Origin of the sequence: Methyloceanibacter sp., from assembly GCF_041573655.1 — a bacterium.
GTDB lineage: Bacteria > Pseudomonadota > Alphaproteobacteria > Rhizobiales > Methyloligellaceae > Methyloceanibacter.
Map to the genome: position 1 here is coordinate 1 of NZ_JBFFQD010000034.1, position 21923 is coordinate 21923.

General features: G+C 62.3%; 19 protein-coding genes and 1 pseudogene. 5 read left to right on the plus strand and 15 right to left on the minus strand.

Annotated elements, in window-relative coordinates:
* Nucleotides 1-949: pseudogene (locus ABY454_RS08815) on the plus strand (hypothetical protein); the annotation flags it as partial.
* Here ABY454_RS08815 and cysN read toward each other — a convergent pair.
* The 6 genes from cysN to ABY454_RS08845 all read right to left on the minus strand — a co-directional run bounded on the left by cysN (nt 927) and on the right by ABY454_RS08845 (nt 7938).
* A complete protein-coding gene (cysN, locus tag ABY454_RS08820) occupies nt 927-2846 on the minus strand; it encodes a sulfate adenylyltransferase subunit CysN (protein ID WP_372929919.1) in 1920 nt (639 codons plus the stop codon). The pseudogene ABY454_RS08815 and the gene cysN sit on opposite strands and share 23 nt — an antisense overlap.
* Nucleotides 2846-3754: a sulfate adenylyltransferase subunit CysD gene (gene cysD, locus ABY454_RS08825; RefSeq protein ID WP_372929920.1), complete on the minus strand. Its 909-nt coding sequence runs from the start codon at nt 3752-3754 to the stop codon at nt 2846-2848. The genes cysN and cysD overlap by 1 nt, the downstream gene beginning before the upstream one ends.
* 11 nt (nt 3755-3765) lie before the next feature.
* The gene (gene pssA / locus ABY454_RS08830) at nt 3766-4569 is read right to left on the minus strand and encodes a CDP-diacylglycerol--serine O-phosphatidyltransferase (protein WP_372929922.1); all 804 of its coding nucleotides are present in this window, start codon (nt 4567-4569) and stop codon (nt 3766-3768) included.
* An 87-nt stretch (nt 4570-4656) separates the two neighbouring features.
* Nucleotides 4657-5361, minus strand: a complete 705-nt coding sequence (locus ABY454_RS08835) for a phosphatidylserine decarboxylase (RefSeq protein ID WP_372929923.1) — start codon at nt 5359-5361, stop codon at nt 4657-4659.
* 24 nt (nt 5362-5385) lie between these two features.
* Entirely contained in the window at nt 5386-7326 is a 1941-nt protein-coding gene (locus ABY454_RS08840; RefSeq protein ID WP_372929924.1) for an ABC transporter ATP-binding protein/permease, read from the minus strand.
* A 132-nt stretch (nt 7327-7458) separates the two neighbouring features.
* Nucleotides 7459-7938: a hypothetical protein gene (locus ABY454_RS08845; protein WP_372929926.1), complete on the minus strand. Its 480-nt coding sequence runs from the start codon at nt 7936-7938 to the stop codon at nt 7459-7461.
* A 122-nt stretch (nt 7939-8060) separates the two neighbouring features.
* On the opposite strand from ABY454_RS08845, the gene ABY454_RS08850 reads away from it, so the two are divergent.
* Nucleotides 8061-8690: a TIGR00730 family Rossman fold protein gene (locus ABY454_RS08850; RefSeq protein WP_372929928.1), complete on the plus strand. Its 630-nt coding sequence runs from the start codon at nt 8061-8063 to the stop codon at nt 8688-8690.
* 11 nt (nt 8691-8701) lie between these two features.
* On the opposite strand, the gene cimA is transcribed toward ABY454_RS08850, so the two are convergent.
* Genes cimA through cysS form a run of 4 tightly spaced genes read right to left on the minus strand, consistent with a single transcriptional unit; the run spans nt 8702 to nt 12335 of the window.
* A complete protein-coding gene (gene cimA / locus ABY454_RS08855; RefSeq protein WP_372929930.1) occupies nt 8702-10300 on the minus strand; it encodes a citramalate synthase in 1599 nt (532 codons plus the stop codon).
* A gap of 3 nt (nt 10301-10303) precedes the next feature.
* On the minus strand, nt 10304-10426 hold the full coding sequence (locus ABY454_RS08860) for a hypothetical protein (RefSeq protein WP_372929931.1): 123 nt from the start codon (nt 10424-10426) through the stop codon (nt 10304-10306).
* Nucleotides 10423-10929: an N-acetyltransferase family protein gene (locus tag ABY454_RS08865; protein ID WP_372929933.1), complete on the minus strand. Its 507-nt coding sequence runs from the start codon at nt 10927-10929 to the stop codon at nt 10423-10425. The genes ABY454_RS08860 and ABY454_RS08865 overlap by 4 nt, the downstream gene beginning before the upstream one ends.
* Nucleotides 10926-12335 (minus strand): cysteine--tRNA ligase, encoded by a 1410-nt coding sequence (gene cysS, locus ABY454_RS08870; RefSeq protein ID WP_372929934.1) that lies wholly within the window; start codon nt 12333-12335, stop codon nt 10926-10928. Before cysS ends, ABY454_RS08865 begins: the two co-directional genes overlap by 4 nt.
* Nucleotides 12336-12605: 270 nt before the next feature.
* On the opposite strand from cysS, the gene ABY454_RS08875 reads away from it, so the two are divergent.
* Entirely contained in the window at nt 12606-13706 is a 1101-nt protein-coding gene (locus ABY454_RS08875) for a DUF2865 domain-containing protein (RefSeq protein ID WP_372929936.1), read from the plus strand.
* A 10-nt stretch (nt 13707-13716) separates the two neighbouring features.
* On the opposite strand, the gene gltX is transcribed toward ABY454_RS08875, so the two are convergent.
* From gltX to ABY454_RS08890, 3 genes are read right to left on the minus strand one after another with little or no spacing between them, the layout of a single operon-like run.
* Entirely contained in the window at nt 13717-15054 is a 1338-nt protein-coding gene (gene gltX, locus ABY454_RS08880; protein ID WP_372929937.1) for a glutamate--tRNA ligase, read from the minus strand.
* 1 nt (nt 15055) lies between these two features.
* Nucleotides 15056-16729 (minus strand): NAD+ synthase, encoded by a 1674-nt coding sequence (locus ABY454_RS08885; protein ID WP_372929938.1) that lies wholly within the window; start codon nt 16727-16729, stop codon nt 15056-15058.
* A gap of 49 nt (nt 16730-16778) precedes the next feature.
* Nucleotides 16779-18170: a class II 3-deoxy-7-phosphoheptulonate synthase gene (locus ABY454_RS08890; RefSeq protein ID WP_372929940.1), complete on the minus strand. Its 1392-nt coding sequence runs from the start codon at nt 18168-18170 to the stop codon at nt 16779-16781.
* Nucleotides 18171-18376: 206 nt separating this feature from the next.
* Between ABY454_RS08890 and ABY454_RS08895 the strand changes: the two genes are divergently transcribed.
* A complete protein-coding gene (locus ABY454_RS08895; RefSeq protein WP_372929942.1) occupies nt 18377-19024 on the plus strand; it encodes a VIT1/CCC1 transporter family protein in 648 nt (215 codons plus the stop codon).
* A gap of 48 nt (nt 19025-19072) precedes the next feature.
* A complete protein-coding gene (locus ABY454_RS08900; RefSeq protein WP_372929943.1) occupies nt 19073-20221 on the plus strand; it encodes a carboxylate-amine ligase in 1149 nt (382 codons plus the stop codon).
* Here ABY454_RS08900 and ABY454_RS08905 read toward each other — a convergent pair.
* Nucleotides 20218-20973, minus strand: coding sequence for an SDR family NAD(P)-dependent oxidoreductase (locus tag ABY454_RS08905; RefSeq protein ID WP_372929945.1), 756 nt, complete (start codon nt 20971-20973; stop codon nt 20218-20220). The two genes, ABY454_RS08900 and ABY454_RS08905, sit on opposite strands and share 4 nt — an antisense overlap.
* The coding region (locus ABY454_RS08910) for an FAD-dependent oxidoreductase (protein WP_372929947.1) at nt 20960-21923 on the minus strand (964 nt) is incomplete at its 5' end. The genes ABY454_RS08905 and ABY454_RS08910, both read right to left, overlap by 14 nt.

Sequence of the window (21923 nt, forward strand, 5' to 3'; positions counted from 1 at the left end):
CGAATCGGAAGGGGAAGACATGCTCGACTACGCGGTGCAGCAGCAACTTCAGAAAGTGGTCCAAGCGTTTCACCAACGGCAACGCCAAGCGAGCCTTGTGGTTGCCTGCTCTGTCATTGCCGCACTCATTCTGACTTTGGGGGGACTCATCCTCTTGTCCAGCATGACCGACTCGGCTGCGGATCCCCGCGAGGACATTGCATCGCAAGAGCATGCCAACTTGGCCGCGAAGAGCGCGCCGCTTGTGATCCGCACCAAGTCGCAAACACGCAACCCGTCCATTGGCATCACCGACCCCGATGCGCGCGTAGTCCTTGCTCTCCCTGAACGTGCCTTGGCGCTCGGCTCCCTCCTGCCCATCGGCTCGGCGCGCTATCTGCTCCTGCGCGGCCTCCCGAACGATGCGGCCCTGTCCGCCGGGCGCCGCACCGGACCCGGTACGTGGATGGTGAAGGGAGAAGACGTGGCGGGACTGACGCTAACACTCGGCAAAACCGCGAGCGGAGACTTTCCTACGGAGGCCTATCTCCTTGGCACCGAGAACGGACCGCAGGCCCGGCGGCGCCTCATCTTGCGCGTCGATCCGCGCGCCCAAACCTTCACCGCAGATAACGGCCGTGATTCGCCCGTCGCACCTTCCCAAGAGAGCCGGACTCAAGAGCCTCGCGAACTAGAAGGCTTGCACGCGCGGGCGCGGGTCCTCGTCGGCCGAGGCAAAGTCCTGCCGGCACGGCGACTACTCACGGATCTCGCTGAACGGGGAGACGCCGATGCGGCCTACGAGCTGGCCCTCACCTATGACCAGGAAGTCCTCGACAAGGCCGGCCTAGGCAACATCGACGGTGACATGGACACTGCGCAGGCTTGGTACGCACATGCAGCGCAGGAAGGTCATGCCGGCGCCGCGCAGCGCCTGCGCACATTCGCTAGACAACGTGCCGGCGCTTGAGCTCGGTCAACACCAACTCAGCGAGTCCCTCAGGCGTGGTGTCCGTCGTCTCGAGCGCCAGTTCCGGCTGCTGGGGCGCCTCGTAGCTGGAATCGATGCCCGTGAAGTTGCGGATCAGGCCGGCCCGCGCCTTGCTGTAGAGGCCTTTGGGATCGCGCTCTTCGCACACCGCAAGCGGCGTATCGACGAAGACCTCAACGAACTCGCCATCGCCGAAGAGTTCCCGCGCCATGCGCCGTTCCGAGCGGAACGGAGAGATGAACGAGACCATGACAATCAACCCGGCATCGACAAACAACCGCGCCGCTTCAGCCACGCGACGAATGTTCTCGACACGATCGGCGTCGGTGAAGCCGAGATCCTTGTTGAGCCCGTGACGTACGTTGTCGCCATCCAGCATATAGGTGTGGCGACCCAACGCATGAAGGCGCTTCTCCAGCGTATTGGCAATTGTCGACTTGCCCGAGCCTGACAAGCCGGTGAACCACAGCACGCAGGGCTTCTGACCTTTCAGCGCAGAGCGTGCACCCTTGTCGACGAAGAGTTCCTGCCACTGCACGTTGGTCGCGCGGTCAAGGCCGAACTCGATCATGCCTGCCGCGACGGTGGCATTTGTGAAGCGGTCGATCAGGATGAAGCTCCCGGTCTCCGCGTTATCCGCATAAGGATCGAACACCAACGGCTTCGTCATGCTGAGATTGCACAAGCCAACCTCGTTCATCTCCAACGTCTTTCCGGCGACATGGTCGAGATTGTCGACGTTCAGCTTGTATTTCAGCGCCGAAACCGTCGCAGTGGCGGTCTGACCGCCGCAGCGGATCATGTACGTCCGGCCTGGAAGCATGGCCTCCTCGTCGAACCAGATCACCCTTGCTGCGATTTGATCGGCGACTGCCGGGGGGCCCTCGGGCGCTGAAAGCACCTCCCCGCGGCTGACATCGACCTCCTCGGCGAATGTCAGCGTGACCGCATCCCCCTCCTGCGCTTCCTCAAGATCACCATCGGCCGTCACGATGCGGCCGATATGCGCGCAAATGCCCGACGGGTGAACGACAACCTCGTCGCCTGGCTTCACGCTGCCGCTGGCCACCGTCCCCGCATAGCCGCGAAAGTCGAGATGCGGCCGGTTCACCCACTGCACGGGGAACCGGAACGGCCCGCTGGTTTCCTTGTGGCTGACATCCACGGTCTCAAGATGCCCGAGGAGAGTCGGCCCGTGATACCAATGCATATGTTCGCTAGGGCTCGCGACATTGTCGCCCTTCAGCGCCGACACCGGGATCGGGGTTATGAGGTCAAATCCCAAAGGCTCCGCGAACGTGGCGAAGTCGTCGGCAATGGCATCAAATCGCTCCTGGTCGAAGTCGATCAGATCCATCTTGTTGACCGCGACGGCAACCTTCTTGATGCCGAGCAGCGACAAGATACAGGCATGGCGCCGCGTTTGCGTGAGCACACCCTGACGCGCATCGACCAGCAGCACGCCGAAATCGCAATTCGATGCGCCCGTGGCCATGTTCCGCGTGTACTGCACATGACCCGGCGTGTCCGCCACGATGAACTTCCGGCGAGGCGTAGAGAAATAGCGATACGCCACGTCGATCGTGATGCCCTGTTCGCGCTCGGCCTGAAGCCCGTCGACCAGGAGCGATAGGTCGATCTCGCCGCCATGGGCGGCATTGGAGCGCTTGGAGTCACGCTCCACGCTTTGCAGCTGATCCTCAAACACGAGCGCGGAATCGTAAAGCAGTCGGCCAATCAGCGTGCTCTTGCCGTCGTCCACGCTGCCGCAGGTCAGAAAACGCAACAGCCCACGATTCTCATCGGCGACAATCCTCGCAGCGAGCCGATCTGTGGCGCTTTCGTCCGCGCCGCCGACAACACTCAAACGCGCCATCAGAAGTAGCCCTCCTGCTTCTTCTTCTCCATCGATCCGGCCTGATCGTGGTCGATCACACGCCCCTGTCGTTCGGAGTGACGCGCGACGATCAGCTCTTCGATGACTTCCGGCAGCGTCGTCGCATCGGACTCGATTGCGCCGGTGAGCGGATAACAGCCCAATGTGCGGAAACGCACCTTCTTCATTTCAGGCGTCTCATCCGCATCAATCGGCAGCCGCTCGTCGTCGACCATGATCAGCGCGCCATCTCGCTCGACCACCGGCCGCTCCTTGGCAAAGTAGAGCGGCACGACGGGAATGTCTTCGAGATAGATGTAGGTCCACACGTCGAGTTCGGTCCAATTGGACAGCGGAAACACCCGCACGCTCTCGCCGGGTTTGACTTGTGTGTTGGCCAAACGCCAAAGCTCCGGCCGCTGGCGTTTCGGGTCCCAGTTATGCGCGGCGTTGCGGAAGGAGTAGACGCGCTCCTTGGCTCGCGACTTCTCTTCATCGCGGCGCGCGCCGCCGAAAGCTGCATCGAAACCATACTTATTGAACGCCTGCTTCAGCGCCTCGGTCTTCATGACGTCCGTGTGCAACGCGCTACCATGGGTGATGGGTGAGATCCCGTCGCGCACGCCGTCTTGATTGATGTGCACCGTCAGATCGATACCGAGCCGCTTCGCCTCACGATCGCGGAATTCGATCATCTCGCGGAACTTCCACGTGGTGTCCACGTGCAGCAGCGGAAACGGCGGCTTGGCCGGATAGAACGCCTTCATGGCGAGATGCAGCAAGACCGAAGAGTCCTTGCCGATGGAATACATCATCACCGGGTTCTGAAACTCGGCGACGGTCTCGCGCAAGATGTAGATGCTCTCCGCTTCAAGCTGCCGGAGGTATGTCGAAAGTCGCTGCTTCATCACGTTGTACTCTAATTTGACGGTCGCGATTCCTCGCCGAGCGACTTCGTCGTTGCGGCGCCCTTCCCGCTCTGTGATTTCCCGTTCTGGGCCTTGGTATGTTCCTCGGCCTTACGCTTCGCGGCGAGATACCGGTAGGCGCTGACCGGGATCAGGGCAAGATAGGCCACGGACCCAACGGCAAGAGTGAGGGAGGGATAAGTCAAAAGCAGCGCAATGAAAAGCGCGGCAAGCACGAAAACCGGCGGGACGTACTCCCTGGGGATTTTCTGGCCGATCATCTTGATCGAAAAAGTCGGCACATTGCTGACCATCAGAAGCGCGATTGCCAGTGTATAGACCAGGACGAGCGGTGTGAGACTGGGCCAGTGCAACCCGAGATTCTGGGCATAAATCGGCAGAAGCAGAATGATCGCACCCGCCGGAGCCGGCACCCCGACAAAGAACGCGTTCTTCCAGGCGGGCAAATCGGTCCGATCCAGCGACACATTGAAGCGGGCGAGCCGCAGCGCCGAGCACACCGCAAAGACGAGTACCGCAACCCAGCCCAGGCTGCGCAAATCCTCCAGCGCCCAACTGAACATGATGATGGCGGGGGCCACGCCGAAATTCACAAAGTCGGCAAGACTGTCCAGTTCCGCACCAAAGCGCGACGACGCCTTTAAGAGCCGTGCAACGTGGCCGTCGATCCCATCAAGAAACGCTGCGAACACGAGCGCCGCCACCGCAAGGTCCCAGCGATGTTCGATGCCCATGCGGATTGCCGTGAGCCCGGCGCACAGTCCCACCAATGTAAAGATGTTGGGAATGAGCACACGGACGGGCACCTGACCGCGGGCAAAGACACGCTGCCGCCGTTTGCGGTCGTCCCGTTCCGGATCGAAAGGAGGAAACATGCTCGGCTAAGCCTTTTCCCGCAATTCGCCAACGAGTGCTGCGAGCACCGTCTCGCCACAGATTGCCGTCTGGCCGACCTCGCTGAGAAGCTCGACATCGGGCGGCAGATAGAGGTCAACCCGGCTACCGAAGCGGATTAGCCCGATGCGCTCGCCTGCCTCCAGGCTAGTCTCCTCGCTCACGAATGTCACGATGCGCCGGGCTACTAGCCCCGCGATCAGCACCACGCCGATCTTGGCGCCCGACTTGGTCTCGATGACAAGCGCCTGCCGCTCATTCTCCTCGCTCGCCTTGTCGAGCTCCGCGTTGAGGAACGCGCCAGGCACATAAGCGCTGTGAATTACCTTGCCGCCCACGGGCGCGCGGATGACGTGCACGTCGAACACGGAAAGAAACACGGAGATGCGCATCAACCGCTCGGTGCCCAAGGCCAACTCGCGCGGCGCCGGAACGTCCTCGACGACGGCCGAGACCTTGCCGTCGGCAGCGCTGACAATCAGCCCCGGCCGGTCGGGCGTTACCCGGTCCGGATCGCGGAAGAAATAGGCGCATGCCGCCGTAAGCAACGCGGCAATCCAACCAAGCGGCGGCGCCACCAAGAAGAGAAGCAGCGTGGCGATGGCGGCCCCGGCGACGAATTTGTAGCCGTCGCGGTGGATGGGCACGAACGCGTTCGTGATCGTATCAAGCAGATTGTGCTGGTCGTTCATGATGTCCCTAGATTGATCGTAGAATCACGTCGAGGAGGCTAACGCCTCGTCTTCCAATGGATCTGTCACGCGCGGTTCGTGGATATCCTCCTCATCTTCAAGGACATGCGCCAACCGTTCACGTGCTTCGTCGGCCTCGCGCTGGCGTGCCCACAGGCTAGCATAGAGCCCACCTGCGGCGAGAAGCTCAAGATGCGTGCCCTGCTCCACGATCGCGCCACGCTCAAGCACGATGATGTTGTCGGCATGGACCACGGTGGACAGCCGGTGCGCAATCACCAAACTCGTGCGGTCTCGCGCCACGCTCTCCAGCGCATTTTGGATTTCCTTTTCAGTGTGACTGTCAAGCGCCGAGGTCGCCTCGTCCAGCATCAGGATCGGCGGCGACTTCAAAATCGTGCGGGCGATGGCCACGCGTTGCTTCTCGCCGCCGGAGAGCTTCAAGCCCCTCTCGCCGACCAGCGCATCGTAGCCTTGCGGCAACGTCATGATGAAATCGTAGATCTGCGCGAGACGCGCCGCCTCACGCACCTCTGCGGGCGTCGCGTCCGGCTTGCCGTAGCGGATGTTGTACTCGATCGTATCGTTGAACAGCACCGTGTCCTGGGGAACCATGCCGATCGCCGCGCGCAGCGAGGCTTGGGTCACGTCCGCAATGTTCTGGCCGTCGATCATGATCTTGCCCGTGGTGGGCTCATAGAAGCGGAACAGAAGCCGCGAGACGGTGGACTTGCCCGCACCGGACGCTCCCACAATGGCAACCATCTTGCCCGCGGGCACTTCGAAGTTCACGTCTTTGAGGATCGGACGGCCCGCTTCGTAGGCAAAGGAGACGTTGTCGAACATCACGACACCGTTTGTCACCTTAAGCGGCTTCGCGTCCGGAGGGTCCACGATCTCCGCCGGTTCGTGCAAGAGAGCAAACATGGTCTCCATGTCGATCAACCCTTGCTTGATCTCGCGGTAGACCATGCCCATGAAATTCAGCGGCATGAAGAGTTGAATGAGAATGGCGTTGATCATGACGAAGTCGCCTACGGTCAACGCCCCTTGCATGACGTCGCGCGCCGCGAGAAGCATGCATGCCACCATGCCAATGGTGAAGATGACCGCTTGGCCCGAGTTCAACACACCGAGCGTCGTGTAGGTGCGCACGGCGGCGTTCTCGTAGCGCGCCATGGACGCATCGAAGCGGCGCGCCTCCAGCTCCTCGTTACCGAAATATTTGACGGTCTCGAAGTTGAGCAGGCTGTCCACGGCCTTGGAGTGCGCCTCGGTGTCGCTTTCGTTCATGTCGCGGCGAATGGCGATACGCTTCTCCGTAGCGAGAAAGGTGAACCACACAAAGACCGCAACGGTGGCGAACATAACCGCGACATAGAGCCAGCCGAAATACCAGGCCACAAGACCGGCGATCATGACCAGCTCGACGGCAGTCGGGATCGAGTTCAGCACGGCAATGCGCATCACTGTCTCGACGCCCGTCACCCCGCGTTCGATGACACGGTTTAGCCCGCCGGTGCGCCGCTCAAGGTGAAAGCGCAAAGACAGGGCGTGCAGGTGACGGAAGGTCCGGTTGGCGAGCCGGCGCACTGCGTTCTGCGAGACCACCGTGAAGATCATGTCGCGGGCCTGCGCGAACAGCACCATGAGGATGCGGCCCACGCCATAAGCGATAATCAGCATGGCCGGAACGATGGCGAGCCCAAGGACGCTCGCGCCTTCCGTCGCGCCAGTCGACGACTCCCCGGTGAGATAATCGACCGCGTTCTTGTAGGCGATCGGCACCGCCAAGGTGACGACCTTGGCGAGGACCAGCGCCACGAAAGCAAGGATCACGCGCAGGTGCAGGTCCCGCCGGCCCTTGGGCCAGACATACGGGAGCAGCTCGCGCAGCACGGCGAGCTGACCGGCGCGCGCGGAAAGCACGACATCGCTTGTCGATTGCGGCAGGCGGTCTTGCATGAAAGGTCTTTTCTATCAGCGCGCTAGACGCGCAGCAAAAAGGGCAGCGTTAACCTCGCCGCCCCTCCACGCGCTAAGATATCGCCCCGAGACGCCCGCGCCAAGCCGGTTCGTCGAGGCGCGCTCCCCGGACTATTGCCTGCCGACAGGCGGCGCGGTCAGCTCTTGGGGCGTTGGCGGCCTCAGCGTCATGCTAAACATCGCCCGCCCGGCCAGCTGGTTGGTCTTCTTGTCGAACTGCTCGACACGAACGCCATGCACGCCATCATCGAGCGGAACCTTGTCCTCGACACTCCACGCGCCGTCGCCGTCGCCCACCACCACGTCGGCGAAGGGCTTGTCATCCACGTAGATAAAAACCTTGCTGCCGGCGATTGCGGTGCCGGAAAGCTTCAAAGTGCCCGGCCCCTCTTCGGCCTTCGCATAGTCGACGATCTTCACCCGTATCGGCGATTTCGGCGAAGGCGACGACGCTTCGCCGACGACGTCCGCCTTGGGCTCTTCAGCGACGCCGGCATGCGGCAAGCCAAGAGCTAGGCCAAAGGTCAGGGCAAAGGTTAGGCAGGCCCCAAGCGTCCACGCGATGAACTTGCTACCAATCATCTCGGTCATTTCCTCAAGCTTGCTTCTCCAGTGCCAGCAAAGCGCTGGCATTGGCCGGACCCTATCGGATCGCTCCCTATCCTGCCAACAGGTTCGGTCGATCACAGTTGCTTGACGACTGCGGAAGGCCAATGGCAGATGAAGCCATGAACAATGCCAAGCCAACGCTCCGAACGGTTTGCGTGTACTGCGGGTCGGGCGCGGGGCAAAACCCCGCTTTCGCCGAGGCCGCGCACGCGCTTGGCAAAAGTCTCGCCGCGGCGGACGTGGGCCTCGTCTATGGCGGCGGCGATCTCGGCCTGATGGGAATCGTGGCCCGCTCAGTTCTCGACCATGGCGGTCACGTCACCGGCGTCATGCCCCACTTCCTGCGTGACCGCGAACACCTGCTGACCGACGTGCATGAGCTGGTCGTCGTGGACGATATGCACCAGCGCAAACATCTCATGTTCGATAAGTCGGACGCCTTCGTCGCGCTCCCGGGCGGCCTTGGCACACTGGAAGAGTTCGTCGAGCAGCTCACCTGGACTCAGCTCGGCCGGCACCAAAAGCCCATCGTGCTCGTGAATGTCCACGGCTTCTGGGATCCGCTGCTCGAATTGTTCGACAAGATGCTGGGGCACGATTTCATCCGCACCGGCTTCGAGCTCAAAATGACCGTGGCCGATAGCGCCGAAGACGTTCTGCCCGTCATTCGGCGCGCCCTGGAGGACTCGCCAGCCGCGCCCCGCGCAGACAAAGAAACCATCGCGAAGTTCTGACTTAAGGCCGGCTATGGCGCCGGCGCGCCGTCACGGATCAGCTTGTAGCTGATGGAATCGAGCAGCGCCTCGAAGGACGCATCCACGATATTGGGCGAAACGCCCACGGTGAACCAGCGCCGCCCTTCCCCGTCGCGGCTTTCGATGAGGACGCGCGTCACAGCGTCAGTTCCGCCCGTAAGAATACGGACCTTGTAGTCGATAAGTTCCAGATCATCGATATAGCGCTGATAGGGACCCAAATCCTTCCGCAGTGCATTGTCGAGCGCATTCACCGGGCCGTTGCCCTCGCCCACCGACATCACTGTCTCGCCGTCGACACGCGCCTTCACCGTCGCTTCGGAGATCGTGACCAACTCGCCCAAGGCGTTGTGGCGGCGCTCCACCATGACGCGGAAGGCGTCCACGTCGAAGAATTGCGGGACGTTGCCGAGCATGCGCCGGGCGAGAATCTCGAACGAAGCCTCGGCCGACTCGTAGGCGTAGCCCACTGCCTCCCGCGCCTTCACCTCTTCGAGGAGGCGCCCAATGCGGGGGTCGTCCTTCTTCACGTCGATGCCAATACGATCGAGCTGCGCGAGGATGTTGGAACGGCCGCCTTGGTCCGAAACCAGGAGCTTGCGTACATTGCCAACAGTATCCGGCGTCACATGCTCGTAGGTGCGCGGATCCTTCTGCACGGCAGAAACATGGATGCCGCCCTTATGTGCGAAAGCCGCCGCGCCAACATAGGGCGAATGCCGGTCAGGCGCGCGATTCAGCATCTCATCGAGAACGCGCGAGGCATGGGTCAGCGTTCTTAGACTTTCGGGCGTGACCTTCGTCTCGTATCGCTCGGCGTAGCCGGACTTGAGCAGAAGTGTCGGGATGATCGACGTCAGGTTGGCGTTGCCGCACCGCTCACCAAGACCGTTCAGCGTGCCTTGGATCTGCCGCGCGCCGGCCCGCACCGCGGCAAGCGAGTTCGCAACGCCGTTGTCTGTGTCGTTGTGCACGTGAATGCCGACATGATCGCCGGGGATTTGCTGCACAACTTCAGTGACAATCTCCTCGACCTCTTCCGGTAAGGTGCCGCCATTGGTGTCGCACAGCACGACCCAGCGTGCGCCGGCCTCGTATGCGGTCCGCGCGCAGCTAAGCGCATAGTCCGGATTGGCCTTGTAACCGTCGAAAAAGTGCTCGCAGTCGAACAACGCCTCGCGCCCACTGTCGACGACCGCGGCCACGGACTCCTTGATTGCCGCCAAATTTTCCTCAAGCGTGATGCCAAGTGCGACGTCCACGTGAAAGTCCCAGGTCTTGCCCACGAGGCAGATGGCATCAGCGTGCGCCCCAAGCAGCGCCTGAAAGCCCGGATCGTTGGCAAGCGACCGGCCGGGCCGCTTGGTCATGCCGAACGCGGTGACCTTGGTGCCAAGCCCGCGCTTCTCCGAGAACAGCTTCGTGTCGGTCGGGTTCGCGCCGGGATAGCCGGCCTCGACATAGTCGATGCCAAGCCCGTCGAGCTGCTCGGCAATCAGCAGCTTATCCTCAAGCGAGAAGTCGACACCGTGCGTCTGGGCGCCGTCCCTTAAGGTCGTATCGTAAAGAGAAAGAGTTTCGCGGGCCATTGCTCACACTACGCCAAAGAGAAAGTGCAAGGCGAGCACCACGGCCAGCACAAGCACGAGAAGTTTGATCGCGAAATAAACCTGTCGCGATCCCTTGAAGGGCGCATCACCAAGAAACGATTTCATTGTGCGGTCTCCTGGGCGCCAAGCATCTTTTTCATCGTCGTGTTCGACAGCCATTCGTCACCGCGCTGGACGCTATTGCGCTGCTGGGCAGCATAGCCCCGCTTGGTGAAGAAGCCGTAGGCCGTCTCGCTCGCATCGACACTCAAGGCTTCAGCGCCGCGCGCCGCAGCCAGCTTTTCCAATGCATCGGCCAGCATGGCACCGGCACCACGCTCGACGGCAGCCGGGTGCACGTAAAAGAAGTCGATCTTGTCTTTGCACTCCAGTGAGGCGAAACCCACCGGCGCGCCACCCATGGTCGCCACGATGGTCACCTCGTCGGCGAGCCGCTTGGCGAACAACGCCTCTTTGTCGGCCGCGGCCGCCCAGGCCTCTTGCTGCTCTTCGGTGTAGTCATCACCCGTCAGCTCCAGAATGCTCGCGCGGAAAATCTCGGCAAGCCGCGGCGCCTCGTCCGGCAACATGGGCCGGAGCGCAAGCTCGGGGTTGGCGGACGCGCTCATCGCGCCACCTCCCACGTCGTCTTGAGCTCGCCCGTCTCTGGGTCCTTGGCGTCTTTCAGAACGATACCCATCGCTTGAAGCTCATCGCGAATGCGGTCGGCTTCCTTGAAATCCTTCGCTTGCCGCGCGGCAAGTCGCGCGGCAATGAGCGCGTCGACCTCGCCCGTATCGGCGCCCGGCCCCGCACCGTCTTGCTTGACCCGCTCGATCTTGGCGCGCTCGCCGGAGAAACCGAGGAACTCAAGCGCTGCACGCAACTCCTCAAAATGGCCGGCGCGATGCAGCTTATGCAGCGCGGCGATGGCCTTCGGCGTGTTCAAGTCTTCGGCGAGCGCCTCGACGATTGTCGCAGGCACGTTTGGCGCGGGCGCAGCACCGTCCGTGTCGCCATACCAGTCCCACAATATCTTATGGGCCTCGTCGAGACCGGCGAACGTCCAGTCGAGCGGCTGCCGGTAATGTGTCTTGAGCATCGCAAACCGGATTGCTTCTCCGGGCCATCTGCTTCCGCCAAACTCATTTGTCTCCAAGAGATCATGCACGGTGACGAAGTTGCCGAGGGACTTCGACATCTTCTCGCCTTCCACCTGGAGAAATCCGTTATGCATCCATAGCCGCGCCATGGCCTCGGTCCCATGGGCGCAGCGCGACTGCGCAATCTCGTTCTCATGATGCGGAAACACGAGATCGATCCCACCGCCATGGATATCGAACACTTTGCCCAGATGCGCCGCGGACATGGCGGAACACTCGATATGCCAGCCCGGCCGCCCGGGCGTCTCGATCCCGCCCGGCGATGGCCAGGCCGGATCGCCCGGCTTCGACGGTTTCCACAACACGAAGTCCATCGGATCCTTCTTGAACGGCGCCACTTCAACCCGCGCGCCGGCCAGCATCTCATCGAGCGAGCGCCCTGACAGTTTGCCGTAGTCGGACATCGAGGCCACGTGGAACAACACGTGATCCTCGGCTACGTAAGCGCTGCCGTTCGCAATGAGGCGGTCGATCATCGCCCGCATCTCTTCGATATGCTCCGTGGCCCGCGGCTGCACGGTCGGGTCGAGAGACCCGAGCGCATGCATGTCCGCGTGAAACTGCGCCTCGGTCTTCTCCGTGACCTTGCGAATGCCCTCGTTCAGTGGCAGGTCGGGATATTCCTGCGCCGCCCGCGCATTGATCTTGTCGTCCACGTCCGTGATGTTGCGTACATAGGTGACATGCTCGGGCCCGTAGAGGTGCCGCAGCAAGCGGAACAGGACATCGAAGACGATGACGGGCCGCGCGTTGCCGATATGGGCGTAATCATAGACCGTGGGCCCGCACACATAGATGCGCACCTTGGCCCGATCGAGGGGCTCGAAAGGCTCCTTCTCGCGGGAGAGCGTATTGTAAAGCGTAAGCGACACTGACAAGCCCCTTCGGCTTGGGCCCGCCGGATGTTCGTTGGAGTGACTGTGATAGTTAAAGGAAGAACGACCCGAGCGAGCTTGTTTTGCTAGCCCAGAATAATGCAGCCGGAAATGATAAGGTTCGGTTGCGGGTGCGTCTTCATGGGCCGCTTATGGCGGGAAACCGCCAAATCGTCAAGCAAACCATCTTATTGATGCCTCATTGACCCGGGATTTTAAGCTAGCATAATGGCTTAGAGGCTTCCCGGGGAACGGAAAAAAACCATCGTGAGCGATCATCGCCAATTTCGGCGCGTTGTCGTGACGTCTGTGCGGATGCTTGTTCGTCCCACAGCGCTCGCACTCGCTTTAGGTTTTCTGGCCGCCCCCGGTGCTGGCCTGGCGCAGACCGAACAGGACATCCGCTGCATGCAGCTCCAACAGGAGCTCTCCGCAGCCCGCGGCGGCGGGGCGAACGCCCCCGAGCTCGGCATGCTCGACCAGCAAATCGCCGAGCAGGACCGCATCTACCAAAGCACCAAAGCCACCATGGATAGCGCGGGCTGCTACGAACGGATGTTCATTTTCGGCCGCGCCCTGAAGCGCACCCCAAAATGCCTCAGGATGAACAACCGCGTTGAAGATGCCCGGCGGCAGCTCGCCCGGCTCCAGCAGCAGCGCAATTCCTTACAGCGGGGCGGCGGCAACCGGCGGCGCCAGGCCGAGCTCCAACAGGCCCTAAGGCGCAATGGCTGTAGCGGCGCCCCAGACACTGGTGGCGGCGGTCTTTTCGATTTCTTTGGCGGCCCGCGTCAGGAATACCAGACGCCGATCTACCGCAGCATCAATCCGAACGGCCGCTACCGATCGGTCTGCGTGCGCCTATGCGACGGCTTCTACTACCCGGTCAGCTACTCGACCTATGGCAGCCGGGTCCAACAAGACGCCAAAAAGTGCCAAGCGAGCTGCGCGGCACCCGCCGAACTCTACGTCTACCGGAACCCGGGACAGGAGATCGAGCAGGCCATCTCCTTGAGCGGCTCGGCCTATATGGATTTGCCGGTGGCGCTGCGGTACCGCAAGGAATTCGTCAAAGGCTGTTCCTGCAAGCAGGCTGAATACAACCCGACCGAGATCGAGGCTGCCAACAAGAAGGCCCAAGCCCCAGCTCCGGCGACCCAGGCCAACGCTGCTGCGGCGCCCGCCCAGCCTGCCCTTTCGCCGGACGAAATGCCGAAGCTCAATCTCGACGTCGGCGGTCCGGCAACACCCGGACAGCCTGCAGCGCTGGCCGCACCGCCAGCGCCGCCGCCGGTGGCCCAACAACAGGCGCCGGCCGCTCCAGCGCCTGCCGACGGCCAATCCTCCGTCATCAAGCGGTCGCCCTAAGCGTCTTCTCCTAGGCTATTTTGTTTTCGAGCCGCGCCCGCGCGCGGCCCTCGCCGATCAGTGGCAACAGAACCTTGAGTTCCGGCCCGTGGCTTTGGCCCGTGAGCGCGAGGCGCAATGGCTGGAACAGCGCCTTGCCCTTGGCGCCCGTCTTCGCCTTCACAGCGGCAGTCCAAGCACCCCAAGTCGCCTCGTCCCAGGGCTCGGGCGGCAGCAGGTCCGCGGCGGCGGCGCAGAAGCCGGCATCTTCGATAACAGGGTCGAGCGGCCCGGCCACGACGGCCCACCATGTCTTGGCGTCCGAAAGCACTTCGAGATTGCCGCCTACTGCCTCCCAGAACGGCTCTCCGCCTGAGATGCCCATCGCCTCAAGGCGCTCCGCCACGATCCCAAAGGGAAGCATATGCAGCAGCTTCGCATTCAGAAGCCGTAAGTCCCGGGGATCGAAGCGCGCGGGCGCCCGCGACAGCTTGGCGAAGTCGAAAGCCGCCGCCAGCTCATCGAGACTGGCATGGGGCGCGACCGGGTCGGACGTCCCGACCGTGGCCGCGTAGCTGGTGACCGCGAGCGGCTCGATCCCGTCGGCCCGCATCCCTTCGATTGCGAGTGAACGATCCCGCTTCGACAGCGCCTGCCCGTTGGCGCCCACCAGAAGATTGTGATGGCCAAAAGCGGGAGGCGTCGCCCCAAACGCCTCGAAGAGCTGGATTTGCGGCGCCGTGTTGGCCACGTGATCTTCGCCACGAATGACGTGGGTCACGCCGAGATCAATGTCATCCACCACGCTCGGCAGCGTGTAGAGATAAGTGCCATCGGCGCGGATCAGCACCGGGTCCGACAGTGAGCTCGCGTCCACATGCTGCTCGCCGCGCACCAGGTCGTTCCACCTCACGTCGCCCGGCTCCAATTTGAAACGCCAATGAGGTTTGCGGCCTTCCTGCTCAAGCTTCGCCTTGTCCTCGTCCGAGAACTTCAACGCGGCGCGGTCGTAGACCGGCGGCTTGCCGCGCGCGAGCTGCCGCTTGCGCTTTAACTCCAACTCCTCCGGTGTCTCGTAAGCCGGATAGAGCCGCCCCATCTCCTTGAGCCTTTCGACGGCTGCTTCGTAACGCGCGAGGCGATCCGACTGGTGGACGAGCTGCGCCCATTCAATGCCGAGCCAGGACACGTCCTCCTCAATGCCGCGTGCGAACGCTTCCGTCGAGCGCTCCTTATCCGTGTCGTCCAAACGCAATATGAAGTTCCCGCCTGCTTTGCGGGCGAACAGATAGTTGATTAGCGCCGTGCGGATATTTCCTGCATGGAGCCGCCCCGTCGGGCTCGGCGCAAAACGGACGGTCACGGTCATCTCAAGTCCGCTCGCGGAATTTGTTGGTGATGGGATAGCGCCGGTCGCGGCCGAAGTTTCTTTCGGTGATCTTCACGCCGGGCGCGGCCTGGCGCCGTTTGTACTCGGCGAGATAGAGCATCTTCTCGACCTTCTTCACGATCTCCGGCGCATGCCCGCGCGCGATGATCTCAGGCACCGGCATCTCCTGCTCAACCAAGCAATTGAGGATGTCGTCGAGAACAGGATATGGCGGCAAACTATCCACATCGCGCTGCCCCGGCTTTAGCTCGGCGGACGGATCCTTGGTCAGCACGCTTTCCGGAATGATCAAGCCGTCCGGCCCAAGACACCCTTTGGGCCGATGCACGTTGCGATAGCGCGACAGCGCGTAGACTTGCCCCTTGTAGAGATCCTTCAGCGGGTTGAAGCCGCCATTCATGTCGCCATAGAGCGTTGCGTATCCCACGGACACTTCTGATTTATTGCCTGTGGTCAGCACGAGTGGACCGAGCTTGTTGGAGATCGCCATGAGCAGCGTGCCACGCGTACGCGACTGAAGATTCTCCAACGTGAAGTCACCCGGCGCGCCTTTCAACACATCTTCCAGGCATTTGCTCAAACCATCCACACCCTCATGGATCGGCAAGATGTCGTAGCGTACGTGGAGCGCCTTCGCGATGGTCTCCGCATCACTCAAGCTTTCCTGGCTGGTGTATTCATACGGCAGCATCACGCAGTGCACGCGGTCCGCGCCCAGCGCATCCACCGCCATCACCGCGACAAGCGCAGAATCAATGCCACCCGAAAGGCCGAGCACAACGCCCGGAAAACCGTTCTTGTCGATATAGTCGCGAAGCCCCACGACGCAGGCGAGATAGTTGGCAGCCTCGCCTTCCTCCACGGCCGCGACCGGTTCGGTCAGACAGTGCCAGCCGCTATCCTCGCGGCGCCATTCGGTGACGACAAGCGCCTCCTCCCAAGCCGGAAGCTGCACGGCCAGCTCCCCATCGGCATTGAGCACGAACGAGCCGCCGTCGAAGACAAGCTCATCCTGTCCGCCGACCTGATTGAGATAAGCGAGCGGCCGGCGCGTTTCCGCCACGCGGGTTTCAGCTACCTCATAACGAGTCGCCTGCTTGCCCATCCAATAGGGTGACCCGTTCGGCACGACGAGTATTTCGGCGCCGGCCTCGACCAGCGCCTGGCAAATCTCATCGGTCCAGATGTCCTCGCAGATCGGCACGCCGAGAGACAGGCCACGGAATTCGATCGGTGCCGGGATTGGCCCCGACGCGAAGACACGCTTTTCGTCGAATACGCCGTAGTTCGGCAGGATCACCTTGTAACGGACCGCCTCGATGCGGCCCTCGGCAAGAAGCGCCACGGCGTTGTAGACCGCATCGCCCTCGCCCCAAGGAAGCCCCATGAGCAGCGCCGGGCCACCGTCCGCGGTTTCGCGCGCCAACGCCTGGCACGCCTCCCGCGCTGCAAGCTGCAGAGCCGGCTTCAACACGAGGTCCTCGAGCGGATAGCCCGTGAGGTAGAGCTCGGTGAACACGATCAGGTCGGCGTCCGCCTTGCCCAAGGACGCGCGCGCCTTGCGGGCCATATCGAGATTGCCCTCAATATCGCCCACGACCGGGTTGAGCTGCGCAAACGCAAGCTTGAATGAGGTCCTGGTGTCGCCGGTCATGGATCGAACCTAGCGGTGGGCGCGCAAGCCCGCCAGACGGACATCCACCTTATTCGCCAGCCGCGATGGATATTTCGGGCTGCGGATGCTCTTCCCGCTCCCGCCGCAGGCGCTCGGCTACGATAAAGGCAAGCTCGATCGACTGATCGGCGTTCAACCGGGGATCGCAATGGGTGTGGTAGCGGTCCGACAAATCCGCATCGGTCAGCGCCTTGGCGCCACCCACGCATTCGGTGACGTTGCTTCCGGTCATTTCAACGTGCAGGCCGCCCGCATGCGTGCCTTCGCTCCGGTGAATGTCGAAGAAGGCCTCGACCTCTTTCAGGATCAGATCGAAGGGCCGCGTCTTGTAGCCGCTGGCCGCCTTGATCGTGTTGCCGTGCATTGGATCGCAAGCCCACACCACGGATTTGCCCTCGCGTTCCACTGCGCGGATCAGCGCCGGCAGGTGATCGCCGACCTTGTCGGCGCCGAAGCGGCAAATCAGCGTCAGCCGACCCGGCTCGTTCTGCGGGCTCAAAAGGTCGATCATCTTTATCAACTCATCCGGCGTCATGCTCGGGCCGATCTTCACGCCAATCGGATTCTTGACGCCGCGCAGATAATCCAGATGCGCGTGGTCGAGCTGGCGCGTGCGATCGCCCGCCCATAAAAAGTGGCCCGACGTAGCGTACCAATCGCCTGACGTGGAATCGACGCGCGTCAATGCCTGCTCGTAGCCGAGCAGCAACGCCTCGTGGCTCGTATAAAGGCTCGTCGAGCGAAGCTGCGACGTGTTCTCCGGCGTCAGCCCGATCGCACGCATGAAGCGCAGCGTCTCCGCGATATGATCGGAGAGCTCCTGGTAGCGGTGACCGGCGGGGCTATCGGCGACGAAGCCGAGATTCCACTGATGCACGTGCTCCAGGTTGGCGTAGCCGCCTTGGGCGAACGCGCGCAGCAGGTTCAGCGTCGCCGCCGCCTGGCGATAGCCCATGTGCATGCGCTGCGGATCCGGCGAGCGGGACTCCTCGGTGAAATCAATGCCGTTGATGATGTCGCCGCGATAGCTCGGCAGCTCGATGCCGTCTTGCGTCTCGGTCGGCGCCGAACGCGGCTTAGCGAACTGACCGGCGATGCGGCCGACCTTCACCACCGGCGATCCGCCGGCATAGGTCAGCACCACCGCCATCTGCAGGAATACGCGGAAGAAATCGCGGATTGTGTCCGGCCCGTGCTCGGCAAAGCTCTCGGCGCAATCTCCGCCCTGGAGCAAAAAGCCCTCCCCTTGCGCGACGCGGGCAAGCTTGGCCTTCAGCTCCCGCGCCTCGCCTGCAAAAACGAGCGGCGGGAACGAGGCAAGCTGGTCCTCGACCTCGGCGAGCGCGGCCGGGTCCATGTAAACCGGAACCTGCTCAATGGGTTTCGTCCGCCAGCTATCAGGGGTCCAACGCGATGACATTCTTCAACTCTCCACTTAAGTCCCCGCTATATAAGCGATTGAAATGACTGTGGCTAGGCGGCCTTGCGGCCTTTGCCGACCCAAGCCAAGCTTGCCCCATAATCCTTAAGGCCATTGGAAGGAAAAAGATTCTGCCTCGGCTGGAGCACAGTCACACGCCCGGCGCGATCGCCAAACGGCTCCGCCACGGGCCCCGCGTCAGCTATTTGCGCGACTGGGTCTATGGCGGCATCGACGGCACCGTCACCACCTTCGCCATCATGGCGGGCGTCGTTGGCGCCGAGCTGTCGGCCACGGTCGTGATCGTTCTTGGGTTGGCCAATCTCTTGGCGGACGGCTTCTCCATGGCGGCCGGTAACTACACGGGCACCAAGGCGGAATACGACGAGTATCAGCAACTCCGCCACATGGAGGAACGCCATATCGAGCTCGCGCCCGAAGGCGAGCGCGAGGAGATCCGCCAGATCTTCCAGGCCAAGGGATTTAAGGGCGAGGCGCTGGAGTCCGCCGTCGACGTCATCACCAAGCATCGCGACCAGTGGATCGACATGATGATGGCGGAGGAGCACGGCATGCCCGCCGTGACCCGCTCACCCGTCCACGCGGCGCTCTATACCTTCGGCGCATTCGTGCTGTGCGGCAGCGTCCCTCTTCTTCCCTATGTGGCCGGAATGACCGCGCCGGAATTGCCGTCTGCCGTCATGGCCGGCGTCACCTTTTTCGCGATCGGCTCGGTGCGTAGCCGCTGGTCCCCCAAGTCATGGTGGCTCGCCGGTCTTGAGACACTCGCCATCGGCATGCTTGCGGCGAGCGTCGCCTATTTCATCGGCCATCTGCTGAGAGGGATTGTCTGACGCCTTAGGCTCTCCCGCAGCCACATCGATTGTGCAACAGTGTGACCCATGGCGATTCCGGAACCGACATTCACGATCGGCATCGAGGAGGAGTATCTCCTTGTCGACAAGGAGACGCGCGACCTCGCACCGGAGCAGCCGCCGGCGCTTCTTGCCAAGGCAGAAGAGGCGCTGCGCGGCCAGGTGAGCCCTGAGTTCCTGCGCTCGCAGATTGAAGTCGGAACGCATGTGTGCAGGTCCGTGCAAGAGGCGCGCGATCAGCTTGTCGAACTTCGCTCCACCATCGGTGCCATCTCCGGCGAATTCGGGTTAGCGCCGATCGCCGCATCGACCCACCCGTTCGCTTCCTGGGAAAGCCAGCACCACACCGACAAAGAGCGCTACAACGTCATCGCCAGGGACTTGCAGCATGTGGGCCGCCGTCTCCTGATTTGCGGCATGCACGTGCATGTGGGGATCGAGGACGATGATCTGCGGATCGACCTTCTTGGTCAGGCCCCCTACTTCCTGCCGCACCTCTTGGCACTTTCGACGTCGTCACCTTTTTGGCAGGGCGTGCAGACTGGTCTTAAGTCCTACCGCCTCTCGATCTTCGACGAGTTGCCGCGTACCGGCCTGCCCCACAAGTTTTCGAGCTACAGCGAGTACGAACGCACTATCGAGCTTCTGGTCAGCGCGGGCCTTATAGAGGACGCATCGAAGCTATGGTGGGACATGCGCCCGTCGGCGCGCTTCCCCACGCTCGAGATGCGCATCACCGACGTCTGCCCGCGGATCGATGACGCGGTCGCCATCGCCGCGTTATATCTGTGCATCCTGCGGCTTCTCTATCGCTTGCGCCGCGAGAACAAGCGCTGGCGCCACTACCCGCCCTTTCTCATCCGCGAGAACCGTTGGCGCGCGCAGCGCTACGGTATCGAGAAAGGCATGGTGGACTTCGGCAAGGGCGCCGTGGTTCCATTCTCCGATCTCATGGAAGAGCTCTTCGAGCTCGTGGCCGAGGACGCGGCTCATTTCGACTGCTCTGCCGAAATCGCCCATGTGCGCACGATACTCCAACGTGGCACGAGTGCGGACCGCCAGCTGGCCCGCTACGAGGAGGCGAAGGCACTGGGCGGCACCGAGCATGCGGCGCTCATTGCCGTGGTCGACGAACTCGTCGAGGAAACCCAGATGTCACCTGCGGAGAAAGCCTAAAGCGTCGTCTGCATGCCGCCGTCGACGTTGAGCGCGGCGCCGGTAATATAGGCCGCCTCGTCGGAGGCGAGGAACAGCGCCGCGTTGGCGATGTCCTCAGGTTTTCCGAAACGCCGCAGCGGCGTTTGCGTAAGCAGCGCCTTGGCGATCATCGGATTGGACAGAAACCGCCCGATCAAGGCCGTCTCCACATAACCTGGCAGCAGCGTGTTCACGCGGATGCCGTAGGGGGCGTACTCCACGGCGAGACTCCGCGATAGGGCCGACACCGCGCCCTTGGTCGCCGAGTAGACCGCCATTTGCCGCGTATGTTTGGCTGACATAACGGATGAGAGATTGATCACCGACGCCTTGCCGGATGCGCGCATCAGATCGAAAGCCTCGCGCGCGCAACGAACGGTGCCGTCGAGATTGACGGCCCATACTTTCTCCCAATCCTCATCGGACAGATGACGGAAGTCAGCCCGCGCCCCGACGCCCGCATTGTTGACCAGCACATCGAGCCGGCCATGTGTCTGCTTGATGTCGTCCATCAAGGCTTTCACCTGCGCAGTGTCGGCGATGTCGACAGTCTGTGCGCTCGCCGCGCCGTTCGCCTTGACGATGGCGTCGGCGGTCTCCTTTGCCGCATCGCCGTCGATATCGGCGACTACGACATGCGCGCCCTCGCGCGCGAACGTCTCGCAGATGGCACGGCCAATGCCGGCGCCACCGCCCGTTACAAGCGCGATTTTGTCGTCAAGCCGCCGCATCGGAGCCCTTTATCGGTTCTGGCGGCGTCCATTTCTGCCGCATGGTGACAAGTTCCTCGGCGATACTTGGATGAAGCGCCATGGTGGAATCGAGTTGCGGCTTGGTAACGCCGAGTTTCAGAGAAATTGCGGCCATCTGCGCAATCTCCGCCGCATCGGGTCCGAGCAGATGAACGCCGAGAACCTTCTCGGTTGCGGCGTCGACAACGATCTTGATGAGCACCGTCTCGTCACGCCCGCTGATTGTTGCACGCATGGGCCGGAAGCTCGACTTATAGATGTCGACTTCGCGGTACTTCTTCCGCGCCTCTTCCTCGGTCAACCCAACGGTGCCGATCTCCGGCTCGGTAAACACCGCTGTCGGAATGAACGTATAGTCCATCACCGTGGGGCGGCCTTCGAACACCGTCTCCACGAACGCCGTCCCCTCGCGAATGGCCACGGGCGTCAGGGCAACCCTGTCGCTGACGTCACCCGCCGCGTAGATGCTGTCGACGGAGGACTTGGAGTATTCGTCGACGACAACGTTGCCGTTCCGGCCAAGCTCCACACCTGCGTCTTCCAAGCCCAGCCCTTTCGTGTTGGGCGCACGCCCAGTGGCCGCCATCACCAGAGACGCACAAACCGAGCTGCCGTCCTTCAGCGCCACCCGGTAGCCGCCCCCGTCTTTCTCGGCAGCAGCGATATCTGCGTTCATGTGCAAATCGACACCCCGGTCGCGCATAGCCTCGGCCACGCCGTCCCGCAAATCCATGTCGAAGCCCCGCAAGACCTGCTCGCCGCGATGGAGCACGGTCACCGCGACACCGAGTCCGGCGAAGATCGAGGCGAACTCCATACCGATATAGCCGGCGCCGATAACAACGATGCTGTCGGGAAGCGCCTCGAGCTGAAAGCACTCGTTCGAACTGATGAGATGTTCTTTACCGGGAACGTCCGGCATTGACGGA

What these genes read in the sequence shown, in the direction of transcription:
- cysN (WP_372929919.1), bottom strand. Translation starts at nt 2,846, where the DNA reads ATGGCGCGTTTGAGTGTTGTCGGCGGCGCGGACGAAAGCGCCACAGAT.
- cysD (WP_372929920.1), bottom strand. Translation starts at nt 3,754, where the DNA reads ATGAAGCAGCGACTTTCGACATACCTCCGGCAGCTTGAAGCGGAGAGC.
- ABY454_RS08835 (WP_372929923.1), bottom strand. Translation starts at nt 5,361, where the DNA reads ATGAACGACCAGCACAATCTGCTTGATACGATCACGAACGCGTTCGTG.
- ABY454_RS08840 (WP_372929924.1), bottom strand. Translation starts at nt 7,326, where the DNA reads ATGCAAGACCGCCTGCCGCAATCGACAAGCGATGTCGTGCTTTCCGCG.
- ABY454_RS08845 (WP_372929926.1), bottom strand. Translation starts at nt 7,938, where the DNA reads ATGACCGAGATGATTGGTAGCAAGTTCATCGCGTGGACGCTTGGGGCC.
- ABY454_RS08850 (WP_372929928.1), top strand. Translation starts at nt 8,061, where the DNA reads ATGGCAGATGAAGCCATGAACAATGCCAAGCCAACGCTCCGAACGGTT.
- cimA (WP_372929930.1), bottom strand. Translation starts at nt 10,300, where the DNA reads ATGGCCCGCGAAACTCTTTCTCTTTACGATACGACCTTAAGGGACGGC.
- ABY454_RS08860 (WP_372929931.1), bottom strand. Translation starts at nt 10,426, where the DNA reads ATGAAATCGTTTCTTGGTGATGCGCCCTTCAAGGGATCGCGACAGGTT.
- ABY454_RS08865 (WP_372929933.1), bottom strand. Translation starts at nt 10,929, where the DNA reads ATGAGCGCGTCCGCCAACCCCGAGCTTGCGCTCCGGCCCATGTTGCCG.
- gltX (WP_372929937.1), bottom strand. Translation starts at nt 15,054, where the DNA reads ATGACCGTGACCGTCCGTTTTGCGCCGAGCCCGACGGGGCGGCTCCAT.
- ABY454_RS08885 (WP_372929938.1), bottom strand. Translation starts at nt 16,729, where the DNA reads ATGACCGGCGACACCAGGACCTCATTCAAGCTTGCGTTTGCGCAGCTC.
- ABY454_RS08890 (WP_372929940.1), bottom strand. Translation starts at nt 18,170, where the DNA reads ATGTCATCGCGTTGGACCCCTGATAGCTGGCGGACGAAACCCATTGAG.
- ABY454_RS08900 (WP_372929943.1), top strand. Translation starts at nt 19,073, where the DNA reads ATGGCGATTCCGGAACCGACATTCACGATCGGCATCGAGGAGGAGTAT.
- ABY454_RS08905 (WP_372929945.1), bottom strand. Translation starts at nt 20,973, where the DNA reads ATGCGGCGGCTTGACGACAAAATCGCGCTTGTAACGGGCGGTGGCGCC.